This is a genomic window from Terrisporobacter muris, from assembly GCF_024621905.1.
In the GTDB taxonomy this organism is placed as follows: Bacteria; Bacillota; Clostridia; order Peptostreptococcales; family Peptostreptococcaceae; genus Terrisporobacter; species Terrisporobacter muris.
The window spans coordinates 1-11,407 of record NZ_JANKBY010000093.1; the positions used below are offsets into that span (position 1 = coordinate 1).

An 11,407-nucleotide genomic window follows, 5' to 3' on the forward strand; every position below is an offset into this window, starting at 1 on the left:
AATATTTTTAATGAAATAAAATTAAAGGTAGTTAAAATACTACCTTTTGTTTCATTTATTTGTTATCATTATAACTATAGTGTTTAAAAAAATTCTTTAAAAATAGGATAAATATAAACAAGGATTTGAAGTTTTTTTATAGAAAATAGTACTAGTAGTTAAGAATTTCATCAATTAAAAATTTGATAGAACTAAGTAAGGCAATTAAATTAATCATTGATAAAATTAATTGTAATGAGGTATAAAATATGATATTTGAGAAAACGCTAAGTACGATAAAAAAATACAACTTAATAGAAAATGGAGATAAAATTGTGTTAGGTCTTTCTGGAGGCCCTGATTCAGTTTGTTTATTACATATATTAAATAGATTGAAAGAAGTTTTAGATATAGAAGTCTATGCAGCACATTTAAATCATGAAATAAGAGGAATGGAAGCTCAAAAAGATGCTTTATATGTTTCTCAGCTATGTGAAAGTTTAGGAATAACTTTTTTTGTTAAATCTATAAATGTTCCTCAATACTGTAAGGATAATAAGTTGTCATTAGAAGAAGGAGCAAGAAAATTAAGATATGAAATGTTCTTTGAAATAAAAGAAAAATTAAATGCAAATAAAATAGCTATAGCTCATAATATGAATGATCAAGCTGAAACCGTTTTAATGCGTATGATGAGGGGTACAGGCTTACAAGGATTAAAGGGTATAGACTACATAAGAGATGACATTATAATTAGACCTATTTTAGAAATTGAAAGATCTGAAATAGAAGCTTATTGCGAAGAACATAAATTAGATCCTAGGCTAGATGCTACAAATCTAGAAAGCATATATACAAGGAACAAAATTAGGCTAGAACTTATTCCATATATGAAGGATAATTTTAATTCTAATATAATAGAATCCATAGTGAGAATGAGTAATAGTTTAAGAAATGATAATGATTTTATAGAAGAAGAAGCTTTTAAGAAATTTAAAGAAGTAGCTTTTATAAATGGGTACAATTTAGAAATTAAGTTAGATAAATATAGAAATTTACATAAGTCATTAAAAAGTAGAATTATCAGAAATGGAATAAAATATGTTTTAGGAGATACAAATTTTATTGACCAAAAACATATAGAAGAAGTTATAGAACTAGAAGGGGAAAATAAAATTGATAAAAAAATAATTCTTCCAAGAGGATTATTTGTTTATAGACAAAAAAATAAGTTAGTATTTACAACAAAAGAAATTGTATTTAAAGAAATAGAATTTTCTTATAAAATACCTAAAAATGGGTTTGTCAAAATACATGAAGCTAATGTAATTATTGAAACTGAAACGATGCCTATAAATAGGTATAAGGCTTTGAAAAGAGATAAATCATTAAAATGGTTTGATTGTAATAAAATTAAAGGGGGGATAGTAGTAAGAAGTAGAAAGCCAGGGGATAAAATAAAGCTTTCTATGGGAAGTAAAAAATTAAAAGAATTATTCATAGATTTAAAAATTCCAAAAGAAGAAAGAGGTAAGGTTCCAGTAATACAAGATGATAATGGAATTTTATGTGTTGGAAGTTTTAGAAATAGTGAAGCATATAAGGTTGATGAAACTACAAAAGAAGTCTTAAAGATTTGCTTTAAGAAAATTTAGAATGAAAACAACTTATGAAAGGAGGGCTTCTTTTGAACAAATTTTTAAAAGGAGCAGGTTTTTATCTGTTACTATTTATGATAATAATTGGAATAGTCCAATTCTCTGGTACTCAAACTACTAAGATTGAAGAGTTAAAGTTTTCTGAAGTTTATAAAAATTTAATGGAAGAAAATATATCAAAAATACACTTTGTTGATGGAACTTCTGTGAAAGGAACAATAAAAGACTCAAATAAGGAGTTCACATCATATATACCAAATGAAGTATTAGGAGATAAACTAGCAAATGAAATATTAGATCAAACAGTAGAAAATAAATTAGTATTTGATGGTGAGGCAAAACCACAAACGCCTTGGTTTGTAAGTATGCTACCAACTGTTCTTCTGATTGGATTTATGATTATAATATGGTTTGTTTTTATGAATCAGTCTCAAGGTGGAGGCGGAAAGGTTATGAGCTTTGGAAAATCCAAAGCAAGAGTTCATAAAGATGACGAAAAAACAAGAGTCACATTCAAGGATGTGGCGGGACTGTCGGAAGAAAAAGAAGATCTGCAGGAAGTTGTTGATTTCCTAAAGAACCCCAAGAGGTATATTAATTTAGGTGCTAGAATTCCAAAAGGTATACTAATGGTTGGTCCTCCAGGGACAGGAAAAACATATTTATCAAGAGCCGTTGCAGGAGAGGCTGGGGTGCCATTTTTCAGCATAAGTGGTTCTGACTTCGTTGAAATGTTCGTAGGTGTTGGAGCATCAAGAGTAAGAGACTTATTTGAGCAAGCGAAGAAAAGTGCACCTGCAATAATATTTATAGATGAAATAGATGCCGTTGGTAGAAAAAGAGGAGCTGGACTTGGTGGAGGACATGATGAAAGAGAACAAACTCTTAACCAACTTCTAGTAGAGATGGATGGTTTTGGCGTTAATCAAGGAATAATCATTATGGCTGCTACAAATAGACCAGATATCCTAGACCCAGCATTACTTAGACCAGGTAGATTTGACAGAGAAGTAGTGGTTGGTGTACCAGATGTTAGAGGTAGAGAGGCTATATTTGAAGTTCATTCAAAAAATAAACCTTTAGCAAAAGATGTAAACAAAGAAGTATTAGCTAAGAGAACTCCAGGATTTACTCCTGCGGATATAGAGAATATAATGAATGAGGCTGCAATATTAACAGCTAGAAAAAGAGAAAAAGAAATTCATATGGATACTATAGAAGAAGCTATAACAAAAGTTATGGTTGGTGTAGCTAAAAAATCTAGAGTTATCAGTGATAAAGATAGAAAGCTTACAGCTTATCATGAGGCAGGTCATGCTATTTGTATGAATATACTTCCAAATATAAGTCCGGTTCACCAAGTTACTATAATACCAAGAGGTAGAGCTGGTGGATTTACGGAGCCTCTTCCACAAGAAGATCAAATGTATGGTACTAAAAATGAAATGTTAGAAACTATAGTTATGGCACTTGGTGGTAGGGTTGCAGAAGAATTGATAATGGATGATATTTCAACAGGAGCATCTAACGACTTAGAAAGAGTTACAGCAATAGCCAGAGCTATGGTAACAAAATATGGTATGAGTGAAAAAATGGGTCCTATGGTATACGGAGACAGTGATGACGAGGTATTCTTAGGAAATAGCATAACTACTAAGAAAAACTACTCAGAAGAAATAGCTTATGAGATAGATAAAGAAGTTAGAGAAATAGTTGAAAATGCGTATGCAGAGTGTAAACGAATATTAAAAGAAAATATGGATAAATTACACTATGTTGCAAAAGGATTATTGCTATATGAAACATTAGATTCAGAGCAATTCATGCAAGCATTTAATGAAGAATTATCATTAGATGAAAAAGATGTATTTGCGAAAAAAGAAGAATCAAAAGTTGTTATTGATATAGAAGAAGATATACAAGAAGAATCTAATGAGGAAGAAAAAAATAATTTGAACAACTCGAAATTAGATGAGTTTAAATTACCAGAAGATGATAATAAATAATTTAACATAGAAAAACAGGACTTTTATTAAAGTCCTGTTTTTTATTTATATATATAATAATTAGTGTATAATTAACTTTATAAAAAAGGAAAAATAATAGAGGTGAAGTATGAGGGATAAAATAATAAAAGTTATTTTAGATAGTGGTGAAGATTTTGTATCAGGAGAAGAATTATCAAAGCAGTTAGGTATATCTAGAACGGCTATTTGGAAACATATTAATATTTTACGAGAAGAAGGATACGATATAGAATCTGTTAATAAAAAAGGTTATAGATTGATAAGTTCACCTAAGGATTTATTAAATCCTCAAAATATTTATCATAACCTAAGAACAGAAATTATAGGTAAGAATATAATTCATCTCGAATGTGTAGATTCGACTAATGATTATTTGAAGAAAATAGGAAATGATGTTCAAGAAGGAACTGTAGTTATAAGTGAAGAACAAACGAAAGGTAAGGGAAGGCTAGGTAGAAACTGGCAGTCTAAGTCTAAGGAAGGAATATGGATGAGTATAATACTTAAACCAGAGATTATACCATATAAAGCCCCTTTTATAACTTTAATAGCAGGAGCAGCAATAGTAAAAGCATTAAATAATTTACAAGTTCCTGCAAAGGTTAAATGGCCAAATGATATTATTATAAATAATAAAAAAGTAAGTGGGATATTAACAGAGTTATCTGCTGAAATTGAAAGAGTTAATTATGTGGTAGTTGGAATAGGTATGAATGTTAAAAATTTAGACTTTGATAAAGAACTAGAAGAAAAAGCAACATCTTTATATAAAGAAAATTACTGTATATCAAGGGTTGAGATAATATCACAAGTTCTTTATGAGTTTGAAAAATTATATAAGGATTATATTGAAAATAATTATAAAGAAGAAACTCTAAGAATCTGTAGAGAATACTCTGCAATAATAAATAAAGATGTATATATAATTAAAGGTGATGAAAAAGAATTGGTTAAATGTATTGATATAAGCAATGAAGGAAATTTAATTGTAAGAGATGGCAATAATAATGTACAAGAAATTTTGTCAGGTGAAGTTTCAATAAGAGGAGTTAAAGGATATGTATAATAACATTTTAGACGTAAAAGGGCTAAAGGTTGGACAAGTAGAAAATAAAGAGGCTTTAACAGGTTGTACTGTTGTAATATGTGAAGATGGTGCAACTTGTGGTGTTGATGTTAGGGGATCAGCACCAGGAACGAGAGAAACTGATTTGTTGGATCCAATAAACTCAGTTCAAAAAGTTCATGCAGTAGTATTATCTGGAGGTTCTGCTTTTGGACTGGAATCTACATGTGGAGTAAGCAAATACTTAGAAGAAAAAAATATAGGTTTTGATGTTGGAGTTTGTAAAGTACCTATTGTAACAGGAGCTGTATTATTTGACTTAGGAGTAGGAGATTATAAAGTAAGACCTGATAAAGAAATGGGATATAGAGCTTGCTTGAATGCTAGTGAAACTGAATTAAAGCAAGGTAATTATGGTGCTGGATGTGGAGCAACTGTAGGAAAAGTAAAAGGTTTGGACTATGTAACAAAAGGTGGCATAGGAAGTTATTCGATTAAGCTTGACAATGGGGTAGTAGTATCAGCTTTAATAGCAGTTAATGCTTTTGGAGATATATATGAAAATGGAAAAGTAATAGCAGGAGTACTAAATGATGATAAGACAAAGTTACTAAATACTTATGAAATAATGAAATCTGGATTTATGAAGGGTGGATTTAAAATAGATAACACAACTATAGGTATAGTTGCTACTAATGCAAAACTAACAAAGGCACAATGTAAAAAGATGTCCCAAATGGCCCATGATGGATATGCAAAATCAATATTTCCTATACATACTCCTCATGATGGAGATACAATATTTACTATGTCAACGGGAGAAATAGATGTTGATTCAGATATTACTTTATTAGGATGCTTAGCAGCAGAAGTAGTAGAAAAAAGTATTATAAATGCTGTAAAAAATGCAAAATCTATAAAAAATATTATTTCTTATAATGAATTAGAAAATAACAAATAATAATATAAGATAAAAAAGTTACCTTATATATGTTTATAATATTGTTGACAATACAAAAAGTCACTGTTAAAATTGTCTTGTTATATAGCTGACATCTTCTTAATGAAGAGTCTGACTTGGTTGACATTTAAGAGTCGCAAAAGTCAAAACTAAATAAAACTAAAATAGTCCGGCATCTTTTAAGAGCTGGAACGGGGGTGTATTTTTATTATGATTAACACACGAACATCAGCACAAAGAAGGCTGAATGTAAGAAAGATGACTGTAATAGGAGTGCTATCTGCAATTTCTATTATGATGTCAATGTTACCATTTATAGGTTATATACCTATCGGGCCAATCAAAGCAACTATAATGCATATACCAGTTATTATAGGAGCAATTATAGAAGGTCCAGTAGTAGGAGCGATAATAGGGTTGATATTTGGATTAACAAGTTTGTGGAATGCAATAACGCAACCAGTAGTATTATCACCATTGTTTTATAATCCACTAGTATCTGTACTTCCTAGGATATTAATAGGAATAGTAGCTTATTACGTATATCAAGGTGTATATAAAGTAAGTAAAAAAGTATATGCATCAGGATTTATAGCAGGTATAATAGGATCTCTTGCTAATACAGCTGGTGTTTTAGGTATGATTTATATACTATATGCAGATAAATACCTAGCACTTATTGAACAACAAGGCTCAAGTGCAGCGAAACTATTACTTGGAGTTGTTTTAACAAGTGGAGTACCAGAAGCTTTAGTTGCAGGATTAATAGTATCTGCAGTATCAGTGGCATTAATTAGAAAAGGCAAAAAATAGAAGGAAGGTTTAAGTATATGCTATTAGTATTTGATGTAGGAAATACAAATATGGTTATAGGTGTATATAAAGGAAAAACTTTAGTAAAAGACTGGAGAATATGTACAGATATACACAAAACATCTGATGAATATGGAATGTTAATAAGTAATTTATTAACTTATGATAAAATAGATTTAAAATCGATTGATGACGTAATAATATCTTCAGTTGTCCCAAATGTAATGCATGCTTTAGAGAACTTTTGTATAAAGTATTGCGAAAAGAAGCCTATGATAGTAGGTCCTGGAATAAAAACAGGACTAAATATAAAATATGACAATCCTAAACAAGTAGGGTCAGATAGGATAGTAAACGCTGTAGCTGCAATAGAAAAATACGGAAGTCCACTTATAATAGTAGACTTTGGAACCGCTACTACATTCTGTGCAATATCTGAAAAATCAGAGTATCTAGGTGGAACAATATGTCCAGGTCTTAAAATATCAAGTGAAGCATTGTTTAATGGTGCAGCAAAACTTCCTAGAGTTGAACTTGTTAAGCCAGGAAAGACTATTTGTAAAACTACAGTAGAAGCCATGCAATCAGGAATAATATATGGGTATGTTGGACAGGTAGAAAAAATAATATCAATAATGAAAAAAGAATTATGTAGCGAAGACGTAAAGGTTATAGCTACAGGAGGATTATCTTCTCTTATTCATTCAGAAACTGATAGCATAGACTGTGTAGATAGATTCTTAACTCTAGAAGGGTTAAGATTAATATATGAAAAAAATAAATAAAAATTATTGAGGAATTGGTTAAATCCAATTCCTTTTTAATATGTAAAAATAATACAATACAAAATAATAATAGTATATTTTGAGAATTTGTAATAATATATTTAGAGTAGTTAATTAAAATTTGAAAAAATGTTAATCATTATAAATAATTCATAATTTAAAGGAGACAGAAGATGAAAATAGGTAACGTCCAATTAGATAATGAAGTTTTTTTATCTCCTATGGCAGGTGTAACAGACTTACCTTTTAGAACTATATGTAAGGAAAAAGGATGTGGCATGCTTTATACGGAAATGATAAATGCAAAAGCTCTTTGTTATGATGATGAAAATACTAAGAAGATGCTAAAAATGGAAAAGGATGAACATCCAGTAGCAGTTCAGATATTTGGATCAGATCCAGACTTTATGGGAAAAGCTGCATCTATAATGAATCAATATCCTAATGAAATACTTGATATAAATATGGGTTGCCCAGCTCCTAAAGTCGTTAAAAATGGAGATGGATCTGCATTAATGAGAAATCCTAAGATAGCAGCAGAAGTTTTAAGTGCAGTAGTTAAAAACTCAGAAAAACCAGTTACTTTAAAGATAAGAAAAGGTTGGGATGATGATTGTATAAATGCAGTTGAAATCGCAAAGATTGCAGAAGAATGTGGGATAAGTGCCCTAGCTATACATGGTAGAACTAGAGAACAATTTTATTCTGGTAAAGCCGATTGGGATATAATATCTGAAATAAAACAAGCTATAAATATACCTGTAATAGGTAATGGTGATGTATTTGAAGTTCAAGATGCAGTAAATATGCTAGAAAAAACTAAATGTGATGCTATAATGATTGGTAGGGGCTCACAGGGTAACCCTTGGATATTTAAAAGAATAAATCATTATATGAAAACAGGAGAGGTATTACCTGAACCAACATTGGAAGAAAAAATAACTACAGCAATAAGGCACATGAACTTAGCAGTAGCTGAACATGGAGATTATGTTGCAGTAAGAGAAATGAGAAAACATATAGGTTGGTATTTAAAAGGTTTAAAAAATTCTGCTAAATATAGAGATCAAATTAATAAAATAACAGATTATAAAGAAGTAATTATTATGTTAGAAGAGTACATGCAACACTCCTTGACACAAATAGGATAGTGACTTATAATATAGCGCATAATAAATCAATAGGAATAAATGTAAAATGTGTTGAATAAGCATGTTTTAAAAATATATAGAAGGAGTTGTAGGGGTTATGGTAGAAAAACAAGAGATACTTACACAAGAAGGTTATAACAAAATAGAAGAAGAAGTAGAGTACCTAAAAACAGTTAAAAGAAAAGAAGTTGCAGAAAGAATAAAAGTAGCCATTTCATTTGGAGACTTATCGGAAAATGCTGAATACGATGAAGCTAAAAATGAGCAAGCTCAAGTTGAAGAAAGAATAGTTAAATTAGAAAATATGTTAAGAAAAGCTGTTATAATAGATGAGAGTCAAATAGACAGTACTATAGTAACAGTTGGATCAACAGTAAAAGTTTATGATACTGATTTTGATGAAGAAGTAGAATATACAATAGTAGGTTCTGCAGAAGCTGATCCATACAATGGAAAAATATCAAATGAATCACCAGTAGGAAAAGCGTTCATAGGAAAGCAAAAAGACGATGAAGTAGAGATTCAAGTTCCAAATGGTGTTGTAATATACAAAATACTAGACATAAAAAGATAAGTTAAAATATAACTTAAGAAAATTTAATAAGAGTAAACTTGGAGGAAAAAAATGAATAAAGATCAACAAAATGTGATTGATAACCAAGAAGACCTTACAGAAGTGCTTAAAGTAAGAAGAGAAAAGTTATCTAAATTACAAGAGATGGGAAGAGACCCATTTGTTCAAAGTAGATATGATAGAACTAATTATTCTATGGATATAAAAAATAACTTTGAAGAAATGGAAGGAAAAGTTGTTAAAATAGCTGGACGTATAATGAGTAAGAGGCTTCAAGGTAAAGCAGGATTTATAGATATCCAAGACCAAGAAGGTAGAATACAATGTTACGTAAGAAAAGATAGAATAGGTGAAGAAGAATATGATCTTTTCAAAACTTATGATATAGGAGATATCATAGGTTTAGAAGGCGAAGTTTTCAAAACTAAAAAAGAAGAAATATCAGTAAAAGCTACTGCTGTAATTTTATTATCTAAATCACTACAAGTATTACCAGAAAAATATCATGGGTTAAAAGACCAAGATATCAGATATAGACAAAGATATGTTGACTTAATAGTTAATCCAGAAGTTAAAGATGCTTTCTTAACAAGAACAAAAGCATTAAAAGCATTAAGAAGTTACTTAGATCAAAGAGGATTCTTAGAAGTTGAAACTCCAATATTAAATACTATTGCTGGTGGAGCTAATGCTAGACCATTTGTTACACATCACAATACATTAGATATACCTATGTACTTAAGAATAGCAAATGAATTATACCTAAAAAGATTAATAGTAGGTGGATTTGACAAAGTATATGAAATGGGTAGAATGTTTAGAAACGAAGGTATGTCTATTAAACATAATCCAGAATATACTGCTATGGAATTATATCAAGCTTATGCTGATTATGAAGATATGATGAGAATAACTGAAGAATTAATATCTCATATGGCAGAAGTAGCTACAGGAAGTACAGTTGTAAATTACCAAGGAACTGAAATAGATTTCAAACCACCTTGGAGAAGAATGACTATGATAGAATGTGTTAAAGAATACACTGGTGTTGACTTTGACACAATAGATACAGATGAAGAAGCTTTAGCAATAGCTAGAGAAAAAGGAATAGAAATAATTCCTGGAATGAGAAGAGGAGAAGTTATAAATGCATTCTTCGAAGAATTTGGTGAAGATAAATTAATACAACCAACATTTATAACTCATCATCCAGTTGAGGTATCGCCTCTTGCTAAAAGAAATGCTGAGGATCCAAGAAAAACTGATAGATTCGAAGCTTTTGCAAATAAATGGGAATTAGCTAATGCATTCTCTGAACTTAATGACCCAATCGACCAAAAAGCAAGATTTATGGATCAAATGAGAAAGAAAGAGTTAGGTGATGACGAAGCTTGTGATATGGACGAAGACTTCATAAATGCATTAGAAGTAGGCTTACCTCCAACAGGTGGACTTGGAATAGGTATAGATAGAGTTATGATGTTACTTACTAACTCAGCGTCAATAAGAGACGTAATATTATTCCCAACTATGAAGCCAATAGATCAAAATAAAAATCAAATAGAAGAATAATTTTAATGTAAAAGCTCATACTTATTAACTTTTATTAGTTATATAAATATGAGCTTTTTATTATGCATAAATTTTGTACTAAATATAACTATTTTTATCACAAAAATTAATTATTATATCAACAGTAAAACATAAAAAATATGAACAAAAAATGTTGTTAGCTAATTTAAAATGATAAAAAAGACAAAATGCTATTTTATTATGAAAATAATAAAGGAAAAAATAATAAAGGAAAAAATAATAAGCACTTAGAAATAAATATAAAAATTAATGTTATACGAAAGGGGCAATGAAAATGAACCAAATTATGTCATGGGTATGTCTTATAAGTATATGCTTTTTATCTTTCCAAGTGATGATTTTTATATGTGAGGATATATTTAAACTATTTAATAAAGTGAGTTTTAATAATAAAAAGAATAATAAAAAACCAGCAAGTGCAAGTAATGCATATGTTTATAAAAATAAAATAGCAAAATAAATAAGAAAACTGTTGACCAATTGCTTTGTAGATGATATAGTATTACTTGTCCTTAAGACGAGGGCAAAAGGTCAACAAAGTTTATTAAAAAAAGTGGTTGACAAAGAAAAACAGCTTTGGTAAAATAAAGAAGCTGAAACAAGCAAAGAACTTTGAAAATTAAACAGTAGGTTAACAATAAATTAATTCTTTAAGAATTAAATTGAAACAACAAACAAACCAAGCCAGATATTCAGATAATGATTAGTCTGAGCAATGGACAACTTTTTTATGAGAGTTTGATCCTGGCTCAGGATGAACGCTGGCGGCGTGCCTAACACATGCAAGTCGAGCGATTCTC

10 protein-coding genes and 1 rRNA gene are annotated in these 11,407 nt (G+C 29.8%); all 11 read left to right on the forward strand.

What is annotated here, in order from left to right:
- Window positions 1-248 precede the first annotated feature (248 nt).
- The gene (tilS, locus tag NSA58_RS09140; protein WP_039680019.1) at window positions 249-1,634 is read left to right on the forward strand and encodes a tRNA lysidine(34) synthetase TilS; all 1,386 of its coding nucleotides are present in this window, start codon (window positions 249-251) and stop codon (window positions 1,632-1,634) included.
- A 32-nt stretch (window positions 1,635-1,666) separates the two neighbouring features.
- Window positions 1,667-3,643, forward strand: a complete 1,977-nt coding sequence (gene ftsH / locus NSA58_RS09145; protein WP_039680020.1) for an ATP-dependent zinc metalloprotease FtsH — start codon at window positions 1,667-1,669, stop codon at window positions 3,641-3,643.
- Between the two features lie 109 nt (window positions 3,644-3,752).
- Window positions 3,753-4,730: a biotin--[acetyl-CoA-carboxylase] ligase gene (locus NSA58_RS09150; RefSeq protein WP_074429830.1), complete on the forward strand. Its 978-nt coding sequence runs from the start codon at window positions 3,753-3,755 to the stop codon at window positions 4,728-4,730.
- Window positions 4,723-5,691 carry a P1 family peptidase gene (locus NSA58_RS09155; protein WP_039680022.1) on the forward strand — a complete coding sequence of 323 codons (969 nt, stop codon included), beginning with the start codon at window positions 4,723-4,725 and terminating at the stop codon, window positions 5,689-5,691. Before NSA58_RS09150 ends, NSA58_RS09155 begins: the two co-directional genes overlap by 8 nt.
- 210 nt (window positions 5,692-5,901) lie before the next feature.
- Entirely contained in the window at window positions 5,902-6,504 is a 603-nt protein-coding gene (locus NSA58_RS09160; RefSeq protein ID WP_039680023.1) for an ECF transporter S component, read from the forward strand.
- 17 nt (window positions 6,505-6,521) lie between these two features.
- Window positions 6,522-7,289, forward strand: coding sequence for a type III pantothenate kinase (locus NSA58_RS09165; RefSeq protein ID WP_074429831.1), 768 nt, complete (start codon window positions 6,522-6,524; stop codon window positions 7,287-7,289).
- A 173-nt stretch (window positions 7,290-7,462) separates the two neighbouring features.
- Window positions 7,463-8,440: a tRNA dihydrouridine synthase DusB gene (gene dusB / locus NSA58_RS09170; RefSeq protein WP_074429832.1), complete on the forward strand. Its 978-nt coding sequence runs from the start codon at window positions 7,463-7,465 to the stop codon at window positions 8,438-8,440.
- 97 nt (window positions 8,441-8,537) lie between these two features.
- Window positions 8,538-9,014 (forward strand): transcription elongation factor GreA, encoded by a 477-nt coding sequence (gene greA / locus NSA58_RS09175; RefSeq protein WP_039680026.1) that lies wholly within the window; start codon window positions 8,538-8,540, stop codon window positions 9,012-9,014.
- A gap of 51 nt (window positions 9,015-9,065) precedes the next feature.
- On the forward strand, window positions 9,066-10,586 hold the full coding sequence (lysS, locus tag NSA58_RS09180; RefSeq protein WP_052233017.1) for a lysine--tRNA ligase: 1,521 nt from the start codon (window positions 9,066-9,068) through the stop codon (window positions 10,584-10,586).
- Window positions 10,587-10,881: 295 nt separating this feature from the next.
- Window positions 10,882-11,067 carry a hypothetical protein gene (locus NSA58_RS09185; protein ID WP_039680027.1) on the forward strand — a complete coding sequence of 62 codons (186 nt, stop codon included), beginning with the start codon at window positions 10,882-10,884 and terminating at the stop codon, window positions 11,065-11,067.
- Between the two features lie 266 nt (window positions 11,068-11,333).
- Window positions 11,334-11,407: ribosomal RNA gene (locus NSA58_RS09190) — 16S ribosomal RNA — on the forward strand; the annotation flags it as partial.

Excerpts from the sequence above, each read along its gene's own strand:
- lysS (WP_052233017.1), top strand. The coding sequence starts at position 9,066 with ATGAATAAAGATCAACAAAATGTGATTGATAACCAAGAAGACCTTACA.
- NSA58_RS09150 (WP_074429830.1), top strand. The coding sequence starts at position 3,753 with ATGAGGGATAAAATAATAAAAGTTATTTTAGATAGTGGTGAAGATTTT.
- NSA58_RS09165 (WP_074429831.1), top strand. The coding sequence starts at position 6,522 with ATGCTATTAGTATTTGATGTAGGAAATACAAATATGGTTATAGGTGTA.
- dusB (WP_074429832.1), top strand. The coding sequence starts at position 7,463 with ATGAAAATAGGTAACGTCCAATTAGATAATGAAGTTTTTTTATCTCCT.
- NSA58_RS09185 (WP_039680027.1), top strand. The coding sequence starts at position 10,882 with ATGAACCAAATTATGTCATGGGTATGTCTTATAAGTATATGCTTTTTA.
- NSA58_RS09155 (WP_039680022.1), top strand. The coding sequence starts at position 4,723 with ATGTATAATAACATTTTAGACGTAAAAGGGCTAAAGGTTGGACAAGTA.
- tilS (WP_039680019.1), top strand. The coding sequence starts at position 249 with ATGATATTTGAGAAAACGCTAAGTACGATAAAAAAATACAACTTAATA.
- greA (WP_039680026.1), top strand. The coding sequence starts at position 8,538 with ATGGTAGAAAAACAAGAGATACTTACACAAGAAGGTTATAACAAAATA.
- NSA58_RS09160 (WP_039680023.1), top strand. The coding sequence starts at position 5,902 with ATGATTAACACACGAACATCAGCACAAAGAAGGCTGAATGTAAGAAAG.